General features: G+C 62.1%; 15 protein-coding genes and 1 pseudogene. 7 read left to right on the forward strand and 9 right to left on the reverse strand.

The window, feature by feature from the left end; genetic code table 11:
* The first annotated feature begins 51 nt into the window (after positions 1 to 51).
* Entirely contained in the window at positions 52 to 498 is a 447-nt protein-coding gene (locus AB1281_RS20255) for an NIF family HAD-type phosphatase (RefSeq protein ID WP_197587417.1), read from the forward strand.
* Between the two features lie 204 nt (positions 499 to 702).
* Here AB1281_RS20255 and AB1281_RS20260 read toward each other — a convergent pair whose 3' ends face one another.
* Positions 703 to 2,124 carry a UvrD-helicase domain-containing protein gene (locus AB1281_RS20260; RefSeq protein WP_430346815.1) on the reverse strand — a complete coding sequence of 474 codons (1,422 nt, stop codon included), beginning with the start codon at positions 2,122 to 2,124 and terminating at the stop codon, positions 703 to 705.
* Positions 2,114 to 3,841 (reverse strand): ATP-binding protein, encoded by a 1,728-nt coding sequence (locus AB1281_RS20265; RefSeq protein ID WP_197587415.1) that lies wholly within the window; start codon positions 3,839 to 3,841, stop codon positions 2,114 to 2,116. The genes AB1281_RS20260 and AB1281_RS20265 overlap by 11 nt, the downstream gene beginning before the upstream one ends.
* A gap of 546 nt (positions 3,842 to 4,387) precedes the next feature.
* On the opposite strand from AB1281_RS20265, the gene AB1281_RS20270 reads away from it, so the two are divergent.
* From AB1281_RS20270 to AB1281_RS20285, 4 genes and pseudogenes are all read left to right on the forward strand, one after another.
* Positions 4,388 to 5,155, forward strand: a complete 768-nt coding sequence (locus tag AB1281_RS20270) for a hypothetical protein (RefSeq protein WP_197587414.1) — start codon at positions 4,388 to 4,390, stop codon at positions 5,153 to 5,155.
* 523 nt (positions 5,156 to 5,678) lie between these two features.
* A complete protein-coding gene (locus AB1281_RS20275; protein WP_197587413.1) occupies positions 5,679 to 6,800 on the forward strand; it encodes a PIN domain-containing protein in 1,122 nt (373 codons plus the stop codon).
* Positions 6,801 to 7,451: 651 nt separating this feature from the next.
* A complete protein-coding gene (locus AB1281_RS20280) occupies positions 7,452 to 7,910 on the forward strand; it encodes a protein-tyrosine phosphatase family protein (protein WP_430347019.1) in 459 nt (152 codons plus the stop codon).
* A 138-nt stretch (positions 7,911 to 8,048) separates the two neighbouring features.
* A pseudogene (locus AB1281_RS20285) lies at positions 8,049 to 8,903 on the forward strand (PA0069 family radical SAM protein); the annotation flags it as partial.
* Between the two features lie 56 nt (positions 8,904 to 8,959).
* Here the strand turns inward: AB1281_RS20285 and AB1281_RS20290 are convergent.
* From AB1281_RS20290 to AB1281_RS20300, 3 genes are all read right to left on the reverse strand, one after another.
* Positions 8,960 to 9,667 (reverse strand): 2OG-Fe(II) oxygenase, encoded by a 708-nt coding sequence (locus tag AB1281_RS20290; protein ID WP_019337497.1) that lies wholly within the window; start codon positions 9,665 to 9,667, stop codon positions 8,960 to 8,962.
* 107 nt (positions 9,668 to 9,774) lie between these two features.
* On the reverse strand, positions 9,775 to 10,791 hold the full coding sequence (locus tag AB1281_RS20295) for a class 1 fructose-bisphosphatase (RefSeq protein ID WP_014035428.1): 1,017 nt from the start codon (positions 10,789 to 10,791) through the stop codon (positions 9,775 to 9,777).
* Between the two features lie 340 nt (positions 10,792 to 11,131).
* Positions 11,132 to 12,334, reverse strand: coding sequence for an aromatic amino acid transaminase (locus tag AB1281_RS20300; protein WP_430346816.1), 1,203 nt, complete (start codon positions 12,332 to 12,334; stop codon positions 11,132 to 11,134).
* A 171-nt stretch (positions 12,335 to 12,505) separates the two neighbouring features.
* On the opposite strand from AB1281_RS20300, the gene AB1281_RS20305 reads away from it, so the two are divergent.
* Positions 12,506 to 14,596: a TonB-dependent receptor family protein gene (locus tag AB1281_RS20305; protein ID WP_430346817.1), complete on the forward strand. Its 2,091-nt coding sequence runs from the start codon at positions 12,506 to 12,508 to the stop codon at positions 14,594 to 14,596.
* A 143-nt stretch (positions 14,597 to 14,739) separates the two neighbouring features.
* Here the strand turns inward: AB1281_RS20305 and AB1281_RS20310 are convergent, their stop codons facing one another.
* Complete coding sequence (locus AB1281_RS20310) at positions 14,740 to 15,084, reverse strand: hypothetical protein (protein WP_071228660.1); 345 nt, start codon at positions 15,082 to 15,084, stop codon at positions 14,740 to 14,742.
* A 146-nt stretch (positions 15,085 to 15,230) separates the two neighbouring features.
* Here AB1281_RS20310 and AB1281_RS20315 point away from each other — a divergent pair, with 146 nt between their 5' ends.
* Entirely contained in the window at positions 15,231 to 15,629 is a 399-nt protein-coding gene (locus AB1281_RS20315) for a hypothetical protein (protein ID WP_014035432.1), read from the forward strand.
* 97 nt (positions 15,630 to 15,726) lie between these two features.
* Here AB1281_RS20315 and AB1281_RS20320 read toward each other — a convergent pair whose 3' ends face one another.
* The 3 genes from AB1281_RS20320 to adhP all read right to left on the reverse strand — a co-directional run bounded on the left by AB1281_RS20320 (position 15,727) and on the right by adhP (position 20,203).
* Positions 15,727 to 18,480, reverse strand: coding sequence for a TonB-dependent receptor (locus AB1281_RS20320; RefSeq protein WP_430346818.1), 2,754 nt, complete (start codon positions 18,478 to 18,480; stop codon positions 15,727 to 15,729).
* Between the two features lie 168 nt (positions 18,481 to 18,648).
* The gene (locus AB1281_RS20325) at positions 18,649 to 19,047 is read right to left on the reverse strand and encodes a hypothetical protein (protein ID WP_164115739.1); all 399 of its coding nucleotides are present in this window, start codon (positions 19,045 to 19,047) and stop codon (positions 18,649 to 18,651) included.
* Positions 19,048 to 19,174: 127 nt separating this feature from the next.
* Positions 19,175 to 20,203: an alcohol dehydrogenase AdhP gene (gene adhP / locus AB1281_RS20330; protein ID WP_014035436.1), complete on the reverse strand. Its 1,029-nt coding sequence runs from the start codon at positions 20,201 to 20,203 to the stop codon at positions 19,175 to 19,177.
* Positions 20,204 to 20,261: the final 58 nt, after the last annotated feature.

The following is a 20,261-nucleotide window of genomic DNA, read 5'->3' on the forward strand; positions in this document are numbered from 1 at the left end:
GCATGCTTGTAAAGGGCAATGTAGGCATACGCAATCACTATAGAGAGTCCCATGAGGCCGACCATCTTGGCGTTGGACCTGGAAGGAACGCTGATCTCCAACGCCATAAGCCAGATTCCCAGGCCTGGACTCTTTCAGTTTCTAGAGAGCGTACGCTCTCAGTTCGATGAGCTCGTCATGTTTACGACGGTACCGGAATCCCTTACGCACAGTATTGCTGGGCTGTTGGTTCGCGAAGGCAGTGCGCCAGAGTGGTTCTCTCAACTCCCGTACGTCCAATGGTCGGGCAAGACCAAGGACTTGTCATACGTCTGTCCTCGTCTTGGATCTGCACTTCTCTTGGACGACTATGGCCCTTACGTTCATCCCGGGCAGGAGCAATTCTGGGTTGAGATTCCGCTATTTGCATCGCCGTACTCGGACGACGACAAAGGGCTGAAGGTCGCCGCTGAGCATTTGAATGAGAGGCTCTCAACTCTCCGTAGCTTGGGGCCGTAGAAATAGATCCCCCCGGGCCTCCTCCGCGTCAGATCACGACGCCATCAGTGCAATGCTGAGCAGTGCATACGGATAACCACCTCCGCCTAAGCTACAGTTCATAGCTGCGAGGTGTCTACGGAACCCTGGGCGATTCACCATCGCAATGACGAAGCGCCGCAAACTATCGTGCCTGATAGAGCGCAGCAGGGTTGGGTTAGCGGGCTATGGGGCTGGGGTCAGCGTAGAGGTGCGGGAGCAGATCACCAGCCCTTTCGCGCCACGCGTTAGTGCTACATAGAGGTTTTTCGCGCTCATGCTCTCTGGATAAAGGACCACGGCAATGTCTGCCTCGAGACCTTTCAGAAGGAGAGTGCTGCCGACTGCTCTGCGCGCAATGGGGCGGCTGAGGTGACGATTTCGCTCGCGGGCTTGAAGCGCGGCTCCCAATAGATCTTGCTCTCCGTTGATAACGCTTCGCATGGCTGACCTAAAGCAGTGCAGAATTTCGGGTCGATAGACGCGAGTGCCTGTTTGTTCGGCCAAAGCATCCACCAGCCCCAGGGCGCGAGCCATGGTCCGCTCGGACTCAAAGGCGACAGCCTCAGCTTCTACAGGAGTTGGAGGGGTCTTGGCTCTCCCTCTACGAATGGTGCCGACACGCGTCACAAGATTTGGCGCGCCGACGCCCGTCATCATGAGAGCGGAAAAGGTGGCCAAGTCCTGCAGCGCAGTAGGAGCCTGGAGATTGAAGTGCCTCGCGAAGTTGACGAGGTCTCGCATGTCCACGGCTTCTACCGCCATTGCCCCAGGCGTTTGGCTGGTGAGCTGATGGCGCCCTTGGACATTCATGGACTCGCCAATGACCAGAACCGTTCCTTGGCTGCCAGGCGCATTGGTTCGTGCCGCAGTCAACCTCTGTTGCACCTCACAACCGGCAAGCAGCTGGATCCACCGAACGGATGGCGGAGCCGTGGTCAGATCAATGGGTAAGCTCGCCGTAAGAGCATGCCTTTGGGCGAGCAGCCACTGGCCCAACTCTTCGTTACCTGCAATCTGCCAGCGCCAAGGGGTTCGAAGGCTACCCGCGGCTGGGAAGGATGATTGAACGTCCCGTTCCCAGTGAACCAGCCGATTTCCGCCAAATCCGAAGATGGCCTGTAGAGGGTCTCCGAGGACGCAGGTGGGCAAAAGGGCAGCGAGGGCGGACACGATGGAGTGTTGGACGGTGCTGCAATCCTGATACTCGTCAACCAACAGCCGGGCGTAGGTGGCTGCGATGGGTTGAGCGATATGCCCCGACTCCAAGAGTCTTCGGACTGATTCACGGATCGCGGGATAGTCGCTACTCGCGTTGTTGAGCTCCAAGAGTTCGGGATGATGGCCACTGCGCGTCGGGAACTTGGCGATGAGACGCATGGCGAATCCATCAATCGTCGAGAGTCGATAGGCAGAGCTGGGAACCCCCGCGCGTTTCAAGCGTGTCCTCAACGCGGTGACGCCAGCATTTGTGTGAGTTAGAACAAGGACCGGCCTGTCCCCAGAGTGGGATTTCAGCGCGTCGGCAATCAGCTGAGTTTTGCCGCACCCTGCTGGGGCGGTAATAGATCCGCGTTGGATGGCTAGAAGATCGATGTCAGGCGGCACGGGTAAAGGCCCAGAGTTGGTCTACTACTGCCTTAAAGCTGGCGTCCGCATTGGCGTAGCCGCGAGAGACAATATCCAGGACGATTGACTGGTAAGTCGTAAGAGACTTGAACCAGCTCTTCTTTTTGGTGCGCGAGACCTCGCCAAGCAGTACGCGAATATCCAGCGGATAGGGCGACTTCGGCCTCAATGCTTCGATGGACGCCAAGCTTGTTAGACCGTTGGATTTGGCAACCAGTTGCTGGTTCACAAGGTCTTCACCGACACGCTCTTTAGCCTTCAGGAGCAGGGCATCAATTGATGTGTCAGGAAGGCAGAGGAACAGCTCGTCCTCCAACGTCATTCCTGCCCGCCAAGTCACGAGGCTGCCACCTGATTGGAGATATGCCTCTGCAACACCTGGCGCGGCGGGCTTGTCAGCGTCGATGAAGACGAGGACTCGGTAACCCAACTTCATAAGCGCAGTTGCACGGGCAAAAGCGTTATCAGGAGTGCCTCCGCCTGCGTTGACGTATGCACCACCTAAAGCCAAAAAAGATGGTTCTTTGCTGGCCACTCCCCATAGATCGAGGCCACGTACAAATCCCACCTCGCTTGCTCCCTCGCACACAATCACAGACTTCGCCAGGAAAGCTTCCGGGTCAGTGCGCAGCGTGCTTTGAATCTCGTCGGTTGAGCCAGCGGAAATGACGACATGGCCAGCCGGTCGTGGTCGAACCACAAGTAGCTGCTCACCTGAAAGCTCGCGAAGTGCCACAGGGGAGTGTGTTGTGATAAACGCTTGGAGAGGCGGAGGCGTCTCCTTGGCTCCCAAGGAATCCAGCAGCCGCATGAGCCGATGGGGTTCCAACCCATATTCCACCTCATCCACCAAGGCAATCGGCGCTGACTCAGATGCGGCCCGTTGAAGTCCAGTCACCAAGAGTCGAGAAGACCCCGTACCAAGGGACCGAAGGGGGATGCCTGCCTCGCTGTGGAGCGCGATGGCGCCTTCGCCGATGGAGACGGAGTGCGAATCGAGTAAGGCTTGCGGCATTGACCCGACGTTAACCCCAAGGCTCTGGGCCGTTGTCTGGACGATTCCGAGTGTCTGACTCAGGTGGGGCGACGCTTGAGCGCCAAAGTTGGCGCGTGCCTGACGCGCTGCGAGAGCGAGCTGGGCTCCCAATTCTGCGCGTTCGTCGGTTAGCCGGTTGAGGACCGATCCGCGGCTCCAAGACAAGTTGGAGCTTGCAAAGCTGCCTATACGTGCCGGGGCCAATGCGATTCGTTCCTTCCAAGGCAGGCTTCGTTCCAAGCCTTGTTGAAGCGACCTATCGGAAACCAGCGTCCAACTGGGCTCAAGGTCCGCCCCGACTTGAAGCTGCAGGGTAAGCACCGTCTCCAGGCCCGCGGCGGGTTCGTCTTCGAGGGTGTCAAATACCGCATCGAACCCTCGCAAGAAGTCCCCATAGACATCAACGTCCATCAGCGATGCTGGCAGTTCCCCGAATGTCACGGCAATACGAATTGGCTCTGAGACATCGAGGCCAAAAAAGTCCATGTCGCCGAAGGAGATGCTTCGTCGAGCACCCATGCACAGGTCGATGGCATCGAGGATGGTGGACTTGCCACTGTCGCCAGGGCCGATCAAACAGTTGATGCCCGGAGCTGGCGCCCAGTCGAGTGCCTTGATGGACCGAAAGTTTCGGATAGCCAAATGGCGAATTCGAGGCATGGGCGTCCTGTAAGAGCCTTGGTTAGCGGTTCGTGCAGGACGCGGACTGACACCAACTTGTACTACGCCCCAGGTAATCCTAGCCTTAAAGACTTCTGCCAGTCATCGGCTCATTGGTGGAACGTGGCGCCACGACCGAGCTGTTTCGCGAACTGCCCTCACTTGTAGCGACGTAGCACCGAAAAAACGGTTCCAGGCTCACTTCTCCGGTAATCACCTGTCCGCCCCTGCACAAAGGGGCTGTGCATCGTAGGCGTCGGAGGTCCGCACATGGCCGGAATCGGTTGTATGGTCGGCGCTGTCGAGATGACGACGCTACCTCGGATTAGCGCAAAGAGGATATTTGCATGAACTTTCCCAGCAGGGGACTCATTACGGCACCGTCTCGCTACGGTCGAGGATCGGCCGCTTGTTAGACGTACTCGCCAGACCTAGAATAAAGTGTGAAGGATCAAAGAGCGGCGCAGAGCGGCGCGAATCCATCATTGGGCGGCCTTCAGCGCGGGGCCTTTATCCGTTAATCTCGTTTGACGCAAAGGAATGTAGGTGAATATTGTTTATAGGGAACGTCTTGTCGCCTTCATTGATGTGCTTGGATTCAAGAACCTCGTCCACAATAAATCGTCTGCACCTATAGAAGCTTATTACAATTTTCTACTATTGAACTTCAAGGCGGCTGTCGCAAAGAGGAATTTTGAATTCTTGCTGATTAGCGATTCGATCGTCATCTATTCAGACGATTCGGCCGAAGACTTGTGCGAATTGATCAAAATGATAAACCTTACTCAAGCTGGCCTCCTGAGTAAGGGGATTTTAGTTCGGGGTGCGATCTCACATGGAGACCTGTTTGTCGACCCGGGAAATAATATCGTGGTAGGCAGGGGGCTGATCAACGCCTATCAATTAGAGATGTTGGCAAAGTTTCCGCGGGTGATCCTAGACCGTAGTTTAGTGGCAAAGCACTACGGATCTACCTCATCGGCACTTGCCAAGAATAACATCAACGAATTGCCGCACTTGTCTCAGGCCCAATGCAATGGGCATGTTGTTGATTACTTGTACTTGAACTACGGGCGACTGCTTTCCACTTCGACTAGCCATACACCTTACAAAGCAGCACTTGCTCTGCTTAAGGAAAATTACTACAAGAACGAACACACCGAGAAGTTCGAGTGGTTAAAGGCTTATTTGACAAGTTGCCTAGTCGACCAAAAGGCTCATGTCTTAGCACAGCCCTATTTGAACAATAACTCGAAGAAGCGCCTTCGTCTTCTAGAGATGTACATCCCTGAATTCCATACGCTGGAGGCATAAGAGTAATAATTAGTTAAATTCGCCGAACTTTCCTCAGTGCGGTGCAGCAGAGTCGTCTGTCACTGCCTGCTACAGACCGCTAGCAGACCACTCTGTGTTGATGGCTTCCAGTAGCCTCAGTCGATTCGAAAATGCGTTCGTCGCGTGCTTGACGAACTGTCATTCGGAGCGCAGTTCCATCCTGGGCTACCCATACTTAGGGTTGAGGGCGCTGAACGTTGGATCCGCAGTAGCCCTGGGCAATAGATCTCGGGAGTGTAGCTATCCGCGTCAAATGTTTTGAGATGGTCCCGAAGAGCTTGTCCAACCGAGGCTCTGCTTCTGGGAATAGGGCATGAGGTACTTGATTACGCGCCACTTACTGCTGTGCAATTGATCGGCATCTTAGCGACCCTCAGGCTTGTAAGTAGTGAGCAGTGCTTAGATCATGCGCTTGGTCACTGCTTCTCAAGTGATGCTAGGCTCTTGCTCCTTCTTGAGTGAAGAAGCTGGCGTTTTAATGGACTCAAGCAAAGGAATAAAGATGCCTGCGATCCACGCTTTCATTGATACGAATGTGCTCCTGAATTTCTATTCCTTCACGGAAGATACGTCATCGGACCTTGAAGCTTTGACAAAGCTCCTTAGCCCGGAGCAGATCAACGTCCACCTTCCCAAGCAGGTTGAAGACGAATTTTGGCGGAACCGCGAATCAAAGATCCACACCGCGGTAACAGAGTTTAATGGTGCCAAGCCCCCACCTGGAATCCCAAATCATATGAGGGATACGGAAACTGCAAAGCAGTACAAGGAAGCACTCGAGGCCGCAGCCAACGCTCGCAAAAAGTTGGCAGCCCATGTTCTGGGCTTGGCGGTTTTGGAGGAGCTAGAGATAGACAATCGAGTGCAGGCATTGTTCTCCTCAGCAGTGAGGCACGAGGACTGCGAAGTCGCGCTGTCCCGGGCTATCACAAGAATGCACAAAGGAAATCCACCTGGGAAGCCAGGGAATATTGGTGATAGATACAACTGGGAGACGCTCCTAGCATCAGTGCCCAACGCAGATCTTCACATCGTTACCAATGATATGGACTTCACGACTCCGCTGGGTGCCGTTGGAAAGACGTATCGTCCAATGCCCTTCTTGGTGAAAGAATGGCAAGCAAAAGCCCCGGGCCGAAACGTTTACGTCTACACCACCATTCAGGCACTGCTGAGCTATTACCAGAAGCTGGTCGATCAACCTGTTGAAGTGCCTGCCCAGGAGGTAGCCGCTCCGGAAGAAGTTGCTGCGCCGACACCGACTGCAGCCTCTGAAGAGGATGACGCTCCGGCTGTGGACCCTGAGCTTGAAGAGGCCAAGGCACAGGCTATCCAGCAGCTTGTTCAAAGCGATAGCTTCCTCGCAACGCACAAGGCGATTGCGAAGCTAAGTAAGGTGATTCCGCTGATCACGGTGCAGGACGCGGAAGAGTTGTTCAATGCAGCAATAGATAATCAACAAATCCGATGGATTATCAGTGACTCAGACGTCCGCAGCTTCTACGTAACCATCCTGAATATGCATTTTGTAGATGCAGATAGTGATCTCGTTGACCTCATGATCGACCTGCTGGGCCTGCAGACTGATGAACAGAGCGATGATGAGGGTGAAGCGCAGTCGTAGGGCCTTGGCGCCGCGGGTTGCAAATTGCCTGAAATGGCGTGGTAATAGTTCGGTGTTCTAGCTTGCCACGCTACGCCCGCTGCGATGGCAGGAGCCCGAAGGGCGGGCACCATGCGCCACTTCTACGCGCATTGTGTGCCCGCACGCCTGGTACCGCAGAACGTTGAGCGGTCGATCTGCTCTGGGCCAGATCCGATCACCATGGCGGACGTTGCGTCGGTAGCTCCGATCTTAGCGTTCATTGCGATTGCTATGCACTCCGTGGCACGCCCTAGTTCTTGCGAGCTCAATTCGCTTCTCAACTCTCACGCTAGACGAGCCGTAGTCGGCCTCACCGCCTTCTGGAAAGATAGATTGAATGAGCGTTCCAACGACCGATCGCGGCTTGGTCTTTGCTCGCTCGAGTTGGGCGCTATGCCGTTGCCACTGGCGTCCGATCAGGCACTGGCCGCACAGCTAGGCTCACAGTTGGACATTCAGATCAAAAGGGCGCAGCTTTTGCTTCTCGCCCCTAAGGGCTATTGATTCAGGAGAGGGCAGGTGACTAGAACAAGTATCTCCCATCCACTACAGATCGCGACCTTGCCTGTCGGGATGAACGGCGGTGGGATCGGCGTCACCTTTGCACCTGGAAAGCATCAGGACGCCGCAATGACGGGAGCTTGGGCTCGGGACTTGGACGCCGATCTAGTGTCCATAGTTATGTGGGGAGCAAAGCATCTGATCACGTTGATTGAGCCGTGGGAGTTCGAAGAGCTAAGAATCATTTCTTTGGCAGAATGCGCCAAGGCGCACGGCTTGATGTGGCATGGCCTGCCGATTACGGATGGTGCGGCTCCTGATGCGCGACTGCTTGAGCCATGGCGATTCTTAGGGCCACTGTTCGCAGCCGAGCTCTTGTCTGGAAGCAGGGTCGTGGTGCACTGCAAAGGTGGCCTCGGTCGGGCGGGCACCGTAGCAGCGATGCTTCTCATTGAAGCAGGCTGCGCTTCGGACGGTCTTGACGCCATTGCTAAAGTGCGCTCAGTGCGGCCTGGTGCGGTGGAGACTGCGGAGCAGGAGGAATTCATCCTAAATTGGCCTGATCGTGGAACTCCAAGGCTGAGGTAGCAGCAATACCTCGCTAACCTACCCTTCATTGCCTTGGGCTGGAACACAGGAGGGCGGCATTCCCAAGCTAGCCTGTGGAGAGGCCAGCTGTAATGGACGCAGCGCTGAACACTTTTCCTCGCGCACATATAGTGCTGCTGCTCGTACTGCTTTGCGCGCCCCTCGCATGCCTATCTGAATCTGTCGCCGGGCCTGGATTTCGAGACCAAGCTGTTCGCCAATACCAATGCGCCGCAACTGCTGCGCAAGGAACTGTCGAAGCCGGGTTACGTGCCGCAGCCGATCGCGCTGGGCATCAACACCGATGCGTACCAGCCGATCGAACGCAAGTTCAAGCTGACGCGCCAACTGATCGAAGTGATGCTGGAAACCAAGCATCCGTTCTCGCTGATCACCAAGAACGCACTGGTCGAGCGCGACATCGATCTGCTCGCGCCGCTGGCCGCGGAGAACCTGGTCAGCGTGCACTTCTCGGTGACCTCGCTGGATCCGCATCTCTCCGCGAAGCTGGAGCCGCGCGCATCAGCGCCACATGCACGGCTGCGCGCGATGAAACGCCTGCATGACGCTGGCATTCCGGTCGGTGTGATGGTGGCGCCGGTGATTCCGTGGATCAACGACAGCGAGCTGGAAGCCGTGCTGGAGGCTGCGCACGACGCAGGTGCGAGCACCGCAGGCTACGTGCTGCTGCGCCTGCCACTGGAAGTGGCACCGCTGTTCCGCGACTGGCTGGATACGCACCATCCCGATCGCGCTGCGCATGTGATGAGCACCATCCAGCAGCTGCGCGGCGGCAAGGACTACGACAGCCAGTTCGGCACCCGCATGCGCGGCCAGGGCGTATATGCCGATCTGTTGAACAACCGCTTCAAGCTGGCGCGCAAGCGGTTGGGATTCAATGCACAGAACAGCCACTGGCCGAAGCTGGATTGCAGCCGGTTCCAGAAGCCGCTGCCGCCGAAGAAGGATTCGCCGCAGGGCTCGTTGTTCTGAGTCCATCGGTCGAGCATGGCTCGACTCTACATCCGAGCCCGACGTGCAGCTCGACGTCACCCCCCAAACAACTTCTGCGCACTCTGGAACAGGATCCAGCTCGTCGCGATGAACTTATCCCCACCCTGCGGCCGATTGCCACGATGGGTATGAGTAAACGCCGTCGGTGCAATCAACAGACTGCCGGTACGCGGTGCGATCTTCCGCCCCTGGAACAGGAACTCGGTTTCACCCTCGTCGAAGTCGTCGTTGAGGTACAGCGTCCACAGCACATGCCGGTGCAGGGTCTCGGCCTGGGCATCCTTCGGGTACAGCTCGCAGTGCCAGTACGGGTAGCCGCCCTCGCCTGCCGCATACCACTGCAGGTTGATTGCACCCGGACGCAGGCAGGTGCGGGCCAGGTCGGCCAGCTGCTGCGGCGGCATGTCGGGGAAGTCCTCGGCAGACAGGCGTCGCGGTTGGCCGTTGCTGTCCTGGATCTGCAACATCAGCGGGGCGATCAACGCCTGTGGATAACGGCGTAGATAAGTCAGCAGGCCGTTGAACACCGCAATCTGCAGCTGCTGGTCGACATCCTGCCAGCCGTCCAGGCCACTGATGCGCAGATCCTTGCTGTGCTTGAGTTCCGGGAACACGCCACTGCCCACCGCACCGGGCTGCAGGCCACGCGTGGCGCGCAGGCGTTCAACGATGGCGGCGCAGACCTCGCTGGGGACGGCGTTGTGGATGACTTCGATGAAATCGACCGGGCCCTGCTCGTGCATGCGTGCATTCCTTAGGCGGCAACGGCTTGATGGTGCCGTTTGCCGCCCTCGGTGTCACCCCACGGTCATGTCATCGTTCTGCCACGACCGCTGTCGGAGGAACTGCCTCAGCCCTGCGCGTCGTCGTGCGCGTGGTGGTAGCGCACGGCCTCGGCCACTTCCTCGCGCGAACCGAGGAACACCGGCACGCGCTGGTGCAGCTGGTCGGGCTGGATGTCGAGGATGCGCTCGCGGCCGGTCCAGGCAGCGCCGCCGGCCTGTTCGACCAGCAGGCCCATCGGATTGGCTTCGTACATCAGGCGCAGCTTGCCGGCCTTGGACGGATCCTTCTTGTCCCACGGGTAGATGAAGATGCCGCCGCGGGTCAGGATGCGATGCACGTCGGCCACCATGCTGGCGATCCAGCGCATGTTGAAGTTCTTGCCGCGTGCGCCTTCCTTGCCTGCCAGCAGATCGCCGACGTACGCCTGCATCGGCGCTTCCCAGTGACGCTGGTTGGACATGTTGATGGCGAATTCCTGGGTGGCCGCCGGAATCTGCATGTTCTCGGTGGTCAGCACGAACTCGCCCTTCTCGCGGTCGAGGGTGAAGGCGTGGGTGCCATGGCCGACGGTCAGCACCAGCTGGGTGCTGGGCCCATAGATGCAGTAGCCGGCGGCGATCTGCTTGCTGCCCGGCTGCAGGAACGCGTCATCGCCCGGCAGCTCGACGTTGGTCGGGCAGCGCAGCACCGAGAAGATGGTGCCGACGGAGACGTTGACGTCGATGTTGGAGCTGCCATCGAGGGGATCGAACAGCAGCAGGAAATCACCGCGCGGATAGATGTCCGGCACCGGCTGGCTGTGGTCCATTTCCTCCGAGGCGCAGGCGGCGAGGTGGCCACCCCAGGCATTGGCCTCGAGCAGGATCTCGTTGCTGATGACGTCCAGCTTCTTCTGCGCTTCACCCTGCACGTTGCCGGTACCGGCGTCGCCGAGCACGCCACCGAGGGCGCCCTTGCTGACGGCGATGGAGATGCTGGTGCAGGCGCGGGCGACGACCGCGATCAGCTGGCGCAGGTCGGCATTGATGCGGCCGGCGTGCTGTTCCTGGATCAGGAAGCGGGTCAACGAAGTACGGGACATGAGCGGGCAGGTCTCGGCAGCGGGAAAACGCCTATTGTCGCCCGTATGGCGGGGCCGTGCGTGAGCGCGGGAAGGCGTAATCGTTTCCAGATGCGTTGCGCTCGTGGCGCCTTCCTTTTGTCGAGGCGCGTGGAAGGGGGAGGCGATGCAGGACACGCTGCAAGTACGTCCATGTAAGCTCGATGGCGCCATCCATGGCGCCAACGGTCCTGCATCACCTCCCCCTCCCACGCGCTTCAGGGTTCGCCGCGAGCGCGGTGGGGATGGCAAAGGCAAGAGCAAAAGCAAAAAACAAAGGCGCCTTTCGGCGCCTTTGTCTTCAAGCTACTGGAACGTTGCTTCAGCTCTTGGCGACGGTGGCCACGGCCTTGGCGACGTATTCCAGGTTGTTCTGGTTCAGCGCGGCCACGCAGATGCGGCCGGTGCCGACGGCGTAGATGCCGAACTCGTCGCGCAGGCGCTCGACCTGCTCACGGCTCAGGCCGGAGTAGGAGAACATGCCGGCCTGCTCGTTGATGAAGCCGAACTGCGGTGCACCTGCAGCGGCCAGCTTCTCGACCAGGCCATGGCGCAGGGCGTGGATGCGCTCGCGCATCTCGGTCAGCTCCTGCTCCCACATCGCGCGCAGTTCCGGGTTGGTCAGCACGCCGGCCACCAGCGCAGCACCGTGGGTGGACGGGCTGGAGTAGATGGTGCGGATCACGCGCTTGACCTGCGACTGCACGGCCTTGGCGTCAGCGGCGGTCGGCGCCACCATCGACAGCGCACCCACACGTTCGCCATACAGCGAGAACGACTTGGAGTACGAGTTGGCGACGATGAAGCTGTCGATGCCGGCTTCGGCGATGATGCGCACGGCGGCGCCGTCCTGCTCGATGCCCTTGTCGAAGCCCTGGTAGGCCATGTCGATGAAGGGGAACAGCTGGCGGTCCTTCAGCAGCTGTGCGACCTGCTTCCACTGGCTGACCGTGAGGTCGGCACCGGTGGGGTTGTGGCAGCAGGCATGCAGCAGCACCACGGTGCCGGCGTCCAGCTTGCCCAGGTCGGCCAGCAGGGCATCGAAGTTGACGCCATGGGTGGTCGGGTCGAAGTAGGAATACTCCACCACCTCGAAGCCGGCCGCGCTGAACACGGCGCGGTGGTTTTCCCAGCTCGGGTTGCTCAGCGCAACGGTGGCGTGCGGCAGCAGCTTCTTCAGCACGTCGGCGCCGACACGCAGCGCACCGCTGCCACCGACGGTCTGTGCGGTGGTGACGCGGCCGGCGGCCAGCAGCGGCGAGTCCTTGCCGAACACCAGCTCACGCGTGGCCTGCGTGTACGCCGGCAGGCCATCGATCGGCAGGTAGCCGCGCGGTTTGGCTTCAGCGGCAAGCTGCTGCTCGATGTGCTTGACGGCGCGCAGCAGCGGAATGCGGCCGCTCTCGTCGTAGTAGATGCCCACACCCAGGTTGACCTTGGTCGGGCGGCTGTCGGCGTTGTACGCCTCGGTCAGGCCCAGGATCGGGTCGCCTGGGACCAGTTCCACGTTTGCAAAGAAGGACACGGCGGTACTCGTTCGGTAGACGGAAAGGGGGAGGAAGTGCGCTACGCGGCTTGCGGCTTTTCGGCCGGAAACAGCCCATCGTAACAAAGCCTGCCGGGGCTGGCCGCCGCCATCGTCATCCGCGGCCCCGTACCATGGCGTGCGTTGCCGCCCGATCCATCAACCTGAATCATGAATCCTGCCGCACGCCGCCGTTGCCTGCCGTTGTCCGCCCTGCTGCTGTCGCCCTGGGCGGCCATGGCCGAGCCCGCGCCGACCGCCCTGCCCAGCGTGCAGGTGCAGGCCGCGCGGGTGCCGGGCATCGACCCGTTCGCGCTGCCGGCCAGCCAGGACACGGTCTGGATCGACGCCGGCCGCGCTGGCGCCGGCGCGCAGCTGTCCGAGGCGTTGGCCGGGGTCCCGGGCCTGGTCGCCCGCGACCGGCAGAACTTCGCGCAGGACACCCAGCTGTCGATCCGTGGCTTTGGTGCGCGCTCTACCTTCGGTGTGCGCGGGGTGCGGGTATTGATCGACGGGGTACCGGCGACCATGCCCGACGGCCAGGGCCAGCTGTCGCACGCCAGCCTGTTGGGCGCCGAACGCATCGAGGTGCTGCGCGGGCCGTTCTCGGCGCTGTACGGCAATTCCTCCGGCGGCGTGCTGCAGGTGTGGAGCGCGCAGGGCCAGCCCGGCGACCCGTGGCGGCTGCGGCTCAATGCCGGTGCCGACAACACGCTCAGCGTCGGCGCGCAACTGAAGGGTGCCGGCCGTGTTCTGGATTACAACATCGCCGCCAACCACTTCCGCACCGATGGCTGGCGCGACCACAGCCGCGCGCGCCGTGAATCGCTCAATGCGCGCATCGGTGGTGATCTGGGCGGTGGGCGGTTGGAGCTGCTGCTCAATTCGCTGGATGCCCCCGATGCGCAGGACCCGCTGGGCCTGAGCCGTGCCCAGGTGGCGGCGGATCCGCGCCAGGCCACCGCCGTGGCGCACCAGTACAACACCCGAAAATCGGTGCGCCAGCAGCAGGCCGGTCTGCGCTGGACCCGGGAGACCGGGGCGCAGCGCTGGCAGCTGATGGGCTATGCCGGCGAACGCACGGTGACCCAATACCTGCCGATTCCGCCGGCTGCCCAGGCCAACCCACTGCATGCCGGCGGGGTGATCGATCTGGAGGGCGGCTATGGTGGGCTGGACGCGCGCTGGGGCTGGCGCGGCGACCTCGCCGGCCGGCCGCTGGACGTTGCGGCCGGGCTCAGCGCGGATCGGCAGCGCCAGCACCGCACCGGCTTCGAGAACTTCATCGGCCGTACGTTGGGTGTGCGCGGGCGCCTGCGCCGCGACCAGATCGACACCGTGCAGAACGTGGACCAGTTCGCCCAGGCCTGGTGGCAGTGGAGCCCGCGCTGGTCGTTGCTGGCGGGCGTGCGCCACAGCGCGGTGCGCTTCGCGTCCGACGACCGCTACATCGTTGGCGCCAACCCCGACGACAGTGGCCGGCGCCGCTACCAGGCGACCACGCCGGTGGCCGGGATCAGCCTCGAGGCCAGCCCGCAGTGGCGCCTGCATGCCGCGGTGGGCCGCGGCTTCGAGACGCCCACCTTCAACGAGCTGGGCTATCGCGCCGATGGCCAGGCGGGTTTGGCGCTGGATCTGGCGGCGGCGCGCAGCCGCAGCCTGGAGGTCGGCAGCAAGTGGCGCGCACAGGATGGAACCCAGCTTGATGTCAGCCTTTTCCGCGCAGATACCGACGACGAGCTGGCAGTTGCCAGCAATATCGGAGGTCGCAGCACCTATCGCAACATCGGCCGCACCCGCCGCCAGGGGGTTGAACTGCAGTATCGCCAGCCGCTGGCCGAGCAGCTGGAGCTGCAGTTGGCGTGGACCTGGCTGCAGGCGCAGGTGCGTTCGCCGTACCTGACCTCGAACACTCTGATTGCCGCAGGCAGCCGCCTTCCCGGGGTACCGCGCCAGCAGGCCTTCGCCCGGCTGCAATGGTCACCCGGCGAGTGGCAGTGGGCGCTGGAGGCCGCCGCCAGCAGCGATACCGTGGTCAACGACGTGGCGACCGAACGCGCGCCCGGCTTCGCCCTGCTGCATCTGGAAGCCGGGCGTCGCTGGACCCTGCCGGGTGGCGAGCTGCGCGCCTTCGCCCGGCTGGAGAACGTGCTGGACCAGGCCTATATCGGCTCGGTGATCGTCAATGACGGCAACGGGCGCTTCTACGAGCCGGGGCCAGGACGGCGGGCCAACGTCGGCCTGCAATGGTCGTGGCGCTGAAGTGGTAGTGCCGGCCGCTGGCCGGCATCGCGCCGTGCAGGACGTCAGGAAGTTGCCGGCCAGCGGCCGGCACTACCCGTAATTCGGTGGCCCTGGCGGCATCGCGCCGTGCAGGACGTCAGGCCAGCGGCCGGCATTACCTTTCAATCGGGTGCCTTGGCCGGCACGAAGGGCGAGGTCGGGTCGCTGGCCGGGAACGTCTCCTCCAGCGCCTCGTCCTGGTTGTCGCTGGCGCGCTGCTTGCGTTCGCGCCGCTTGAGCGGGCTTTCCTGGCCGCCACGATGGCGGTCGCCACCGTCCTTGCGATCCTGGGCCGCCTGTTCAGCCTCGTGCTTCACCGGCAGATGCTCTCCGGCGTGCCCGGCATCGAAGAATGGCGCACCGGTGCCGCGGTAGTCGGCATTGTCGGCATCGTGCTTGCCGCGCTGCTCGCCGGGAATGGGCGGATGGTTCGCGCGCAGCGGATCGCGGGAGGTCTCTCGGCTCATGGTCTGGCTACCTGCGCTCGGGGTTCCCACTACACCGCGCCACAGGTAAAGCCACCGCGAACCTGGCGTCATGAACATCTCGCTCACCCCCCGGTAACGGTACCGCGCGTATTCCTGCCCACCCGCCCCCGCTGCAGGAGCCGGCCATGCCCCGTCTTGAACGACCCGCACCGTCCGTGTTCAACGCCCTGCTCGATCCGCTCGGCCAGCGCACCGCGCAGCGCCGCACGCGTCGCCATGAGGATCCGCAGGCGGTGGCCCAGGACTACCTGCAATACATGCTCAGTGACTACGAGGAACGTCGCGGGCAAAGCCATCGCAACTGGCGCGACCTGTGCCCGGTCTATGCCTTCGCGTTGACCACCCACGCTGCCGATTGGCCGCGCGGTGATGCCGCCGATACCTGCGAGGAACTGGCCGAGCACTGGGAACAGATGCGCGGGCAGTCGCGGCTGGGCTGGTCGCAGGCGCGGCCGGTGGTGGAAGACGCCTGGCGCGCGCTGGACCATATTCCGGCGGCGGCAGTGAGGCCGTTGCTGCAGTAACGCGGTGGCCTTGCGCGAAGGGCCAGGTGTGCCATAGGTGCCGGCCAGCGGCCGGCACTACCGGATGGCGGCGCCAGAAGGCGCCGCCCCACATCGATCAGAAGTCCGCGCGGATCCCGAAGGTGACGCGGCGCCCGGAGAATTCGTACTGGGTCGGGAACGCCTTGTCGATCGTATAACCGCTGGTTTTTTCATCCAGCAGGTTGATCGCTTCCAGGTTCAGCTTCCAGGTGTCGTTCAGACGGAAGCCGAGTGATGCATCCAGCTGGCCGTAGGCATCGCGGTAGACCGGGTACATGTTGAGATGGATGTACTCGACGTACTTGTCCTTGTAGTTGTACGAGGCGCGCGCGCTGAAGCGGTCGTTCTCGTAGTACAGGGTGAAGTTGTACGCTTTTTCGGCCAGCCCCTCCGGCGGTGTCGGGATCGAGAGATCCGATGCGCCGGTCAGCGAGTTGTCCAGCTGCGTGTAGTTGGCATTGATGCCCCACCCTTCCAGCGCCGGGTGCAGCATCGACAGCGGCAGCTGCGCGACCAGTTCCACGCCGCTGACCTTGTACGAACCATCGGCATTGACCGGCTGGTACACCTCGAAGTCGTAGTAGCCATCCAGTGAACCGTTGGCGTTGAGCTTCTCGACGTTCGGCACGATGCCGGTCAGCGACTGCCGCACCACGCCATCGATCTTCTTGGAGAAGTACGACGCCGCCAGCAGGCCGCCGTTCTGCAGGTATTTCTCCAGGCCGACTTCCCACTGCTTCGCCGTGGTCGGCTTCAGCGCCGGGTTGCCATCCATGAAGCGGAAGCTGCTCCAGCTGACCGTGCGCCGGTAGGCGATGTCGGTCAGCGACGGACGCATCAGCGTTTCCGACGCCGCACCGCGCAGCACCAGTCCGTCGGCGATCTCGGCGGTCATGTTGAAGCTCGGCAGCAGCTTGCTGTAGTCGCCGCTGCTGGAGATCGGCGTAGCGGTGAAGCCGCTGCTGCCATCGGGCTTCTGTACCGGATGGAAACCGGAGGAGTCGACGTCGGTATCGATCGACCGCAGGCCGAGATTGGCGTACACCGGTACGTGGCCGATGTCGAAGTAGAAATCGGCCATCGCATACAGTGCCAGCGTCCTCTCCTTCACCTCGTAATACTGGCCGGGGTCCAGCGGTGTCGCATAACCGGGATAGCGGAAGGTGGCGCGTGCGTAGGCGTTGGAAATCTGCTGCCAGTCCAGATCGCTTGGGCGATAGGCACCGCCCGGTGCCAGCTGGCTGATCCACACCGGGTTGCTGTCGGCCAGCGTGCGCTTGTTCACCCACGCAGCACTGCCGGCCGAGGGGCCCTGGATCTTGCCGCTGCCGAACTCGCGCTGCTTGGTCTTGTCGGTGTAGCGCGCACCGAACTGCACCGCGCTCAATGCCGGGAAGAACGCCAGGTTCATCTGCCGGCGCAGGTCGAGCTGCGCGGCGTACTTGTCGTCCTTCACGTTTTCCACTTCGGTTTCGTACGCTTCGAACAGGTACTTGTCCGCGGCGTTGTACATGTCGAAACCGCCGGTGCTGCTCGGCACCGTTTCACCGCCGTCGCTGGTCCAGCGCGTACGCGATGGCGCATAGGCGACGTGCTTGAGGTTGGCGTAGTCTGAATCCCTGCGTGCACCGGAGTAGCCGACCAGCGCATCGATGTCCCAGCCGCCCACCTTCCAGTCCAGCTTGCTGCTGAACTGGCGATAGTCGGTGTTGGCGTTGCGGTCCTTGCTGAGGATCTCGTGCTGGGTGGCGGTGTAGGCCACGTCCCTGAGCACGGTGATGCCATGGTCGCCCAGCGTGGTGCGGTCGTAGTCGTAGATGCGGTCCAGCGTGCTGCGGCTGGAGGCGGAGTAGGCCGCCGCATCGTATTCGTCTTCATGGGTGTCGTAGCCGCCGAGCATCGCGTCGAAACTCAGCGAGAACGTTTCGCTGGGCTTGAACTGCAACGATGCGGTCGCACCCCACTGGTCCTGGTCGTTGAGATAGACGCGATCACCGACCTTGTCCTGGAAGATGATGCGGCTGGTTTCGTCCTTGTCCATGCGGTTCTTCACCACGATGCCAGCATCGCGCGCCAGCACGGCCGCGGCCTGCGACGAACGCGAACCGGACGCCTCGAGGAAGCGGCCCATCGGGCGGAAGTTGATGCCGGAATTGGAATCGGTGCGGTTGCTGCGCTTGGCCTTGGAGAACGACACCAGGCCGCCCCAGTCGCCCCAGGTGTCGCTGGCCAGGAACGAGATCTTCGGGTCGACCTTGCCGTTGATCGAGTTGTGCGATGCCTCGGCCGAGGCGCTGAACTTCGGCTCGGCGTAGTCGAACGGCCTGGCGGTTTCGATGTAGACCGAACCGGCGATGCCACCCTCTTCATCCGCAGCGGTCGGCGACTTCTGCACCGTGACGGTCTGCACCACGTCGGCGGCGAAGATGTCGAACTGCACGTCGCGACCGCCACTGCCGGAGGCCGTGGCCAGGTTGTTGATCGAGACCAGGGTGAATTCGCTGGGCAGGCCACGCACGCTGACCTTGCTGCCCAGCCCCTTGTTGCGTTCGATGGTGACACCGGGCATGCGCTGCAGCGCTTCGGCCAGGTTCTGCTCGGGGAAATCGGCGACGTCGGTGGCGACGATCGAATCGGAGAAGCCGATGTTGGCGCGCTTCAGATCGACCGCACGCTCCAGGCTCTTCGCGTAGCTGCCACTGACGGTGACGGTGTCCAGCTGCTGCAGCTGCTCACGGGTATCGCCGTCGGCCTCTTCGGCCTCGGCCATGGCATCGACCGGCAACACGGCCAGGCCGCCGATCAGCACGGCGTGCACGGCACGGGACAAACGCTTCGCATGAGGGGCTGCAGCTGCAGCCTCCCGGATCTGGTGACGCATCGGATGGATTCCCCGGTTCCCTGTGGTGACGTGCGTCGCGCCTGCCCGATATCCATGGGACAGACCCCTGCGCCGCGTTGCCGACGGTCGGCGGGCACCGAGCCTAGGGAGGAATTATTAAGCCTGTGTTGCGCTGCGCGAGGCGCGACGGCCGAACCACCAGCCGACCAGCAGTTGCAGCGGCAGTGATGCCAGCAGCGAAATGACGAACCAGAACGGGAAATCCGCACCGGCCGTCCACATTGCGTAGCCACAGCCCAGCGCGATCAGCGACCAGATCGAGAAGCCATGCGAACGCGGCCAGCAGGGGGCGTAATAGGTGGCGAAGGAAATGCCCGCGATGCCACCGAGCACGCTGAAGGTGAGATCCCACCCCAGCTGCACGCTGTTGTTGTCCGGCGACAGGCCCAGCAGCGGGGGCAGCCAGCTGGCGACGCTGCTGACCAGCGCAAGCGACAGCACGCCGCCGATCAGGGCGACGATGGACAGGAACAGGGTCTTGAGCAGGCCGGGCATGCGCGCATTGTACGGCGGCGCGAAGTGCCTGGGGTTGCGGGCCGGCGGCCGGCACTACCGATGGATCGGCATGGCCGCCGCGTCCGTGGGAGAGGGGGACGGAGCGACGGCGGCCATGCACAGGCGGTCAGGCGGCGAAGTCGAGCACCACGCGGCCTTCGATGGTGCCCGCATGCATGCGCGCGAACACGTCGTTGATGTTTTCCAGGCGGTCGGTGCTGACCGTGGCCGCAACCTTGCCTTCGGCCGCGAACTGCAGCGACTCCTGCAGGTCCAGCCGGGTGCCGACGATCGAGCCACGCACGGTGATGCCGTTGAGCACCATGCCGAAGATGTCCAGCGGGAAGTTACCGGGCGGCAGTCCGTTGAGCGAGACGGTGCCGCCACGGCGGACCATGCCCAGTGCCTGCTCGAACGCCTTCGGCGACACCGCAGTGACCAGCGCACCGTGCGCGCCGCCGATTTCCTTCCTGAGGAAGGCGGCCGGATCGGTGGTACGCGCGTTCACGGTGATCTGCGCGCCAAGCTGCCGGGCCAATGCCAGCTTGTTGTCGTCCACATCCACCGCAGCCACGTTCAGGCCCATCGCGCGGGCGTACTGCACCGCCATGTGGCCCAGGCCACCGATGCCGGAAATCGCCACCCAGTCACCGGGTTTGGTGTCGGTGACCTTCAGGCCCTTGTAGACGGTCACGCCGGCGCACAGCACCGGCGCGATCTCGACGAAGCCCACGTCCTTCGGAAGCAGGCCGACATAGTTGGCATCGGCCAGTGCGTACTCGGCGAAGCCGCCGTTGACCGAGTATCCGGTGTTGCGCTGTGTCTCGCACAGCGTTTCCCAGCCACCCAGGCAGTGTTCGCAATGGCCACACGCCGAGTACAACCAGGGGATGCCGACCCTGTCGCCTTCCTTGACGTGCCCTACCCCGCCTCCCACGGCCACGACGTGCCCCACGCCCTCGTGGCCGGGGATGAACGGCGGGTTCGGTTTCACCGGCCAGTCGCCCTCGGCGGCGTGCAGGTCGGTGTGGCAGACGCCACAGGCCTCGATCTTGACCAGCACCTCGCCCGCCCCCGGGCGCGGTACCGAGACTTCCTCGATCACCAGTGGCTTGCCGAACTCACGCACGACAGCGGCCTTCATGGTCGAATTCATGTTCGGATCTCCGTAGTGCGCTTGCCCACAGAATGACGCCGGCACGAGGCCGGCGCTT

Source organism: Stenotrophomonas sp. NRRL B-14846 (genome assembly GCF_050473585.1).
Taxonomy (GTDB): Bacteria; Pseudomonadota; Gammaproteobacteria; order Xanthomonadales; family Xanthomonadaceae; genus Stenotrophomonas.

What these genes read in the sequence shown, in the direction of transcription:
- AB1281_RS20305 (WP_430346817.1), top strand. Translation starts at nt 12,506, where the DNA reads ATGAATCCTGCCGCACGCCGCCGTTGCCTGCCGTTGTCCGCCCTGCTG.
- adhP (WP_014035436.1), bottom strand. Translation starts at nt 20,203, where the DNA reads ATGAATTCGACCATGAAGGCCGCTGTCGTGCGTGAGTTCGGCAAGCCA.
- AB1281_RS20315 (WP_014035432.1), top strand. Translation starts at nt 15,231, where the DNA reads ATGCCCCGTCTTGAACGACCCGCACCGTCCGTGTTCAACGCCCTGCTC.
- AB1281_RS20275 (WP_197587413.1), top strand. Translation starts at nt 5,679, where the DNA reads ATGCCTGCGATCCACGCTTTCATTGATACGAATGTGCTCCTGAATTTC.
- AB1281_RS20280 (WP_430347019.1), top strand. Translation starts at nt 7,452, where the DNA reads ATGACGGGAGCTTGGGCTCGGGACTTGGACGCCGATCTAGTGTCCATA.
- AB1281_RS20325 (WP_164115739.1), bottom strand. Translation starts at nt 19,047, where the DNA reads ATGCCCGGCCTGCTCAAGACCCTGTTCCTGTCCATCGTCGCCCTGATC.
- AB1281_RS20290 (WP_019337497.1), bottom strand. Translation starts at nt 9,667, where the DNA reads ATGCACGAGCAGGGCCCGGTCGATTTCATCGAAGTCATCCACAACGCC.
- AB1281_RS20310 (WP_071228660.1), bottom strand. Translation starts at nt 15,084, where the DNA reads ATGAGCCGAGAGACCTCCCGCGATCCGCTGCGCGCGAACCATCCGCCC.
- AB1281_RS20265 (WP_197587415.1), bottom strand. Translation starts at nt 3,841, where the DNA reads ATGCCTCGAATTCGCCATTTGGCTATCCGAAACTTTCGGTCCATCAAG.
- AB1281_RS20255 (WP_197587417.1), top strand. Translation starts at nt 52, where the DNA reads ATGAGGCCGACCATCTTGGCGTTGGACCTGGAAGGAACGCTGATCTCC.
- AB1281_RS20295 (WP_014035428.1), bottom strand. Translation starts at nt 10,791, where the DNA reads ATGTCCCGTACTTCGTTGACCCGCTTCCTGATCCAGGAACAGCACGCC.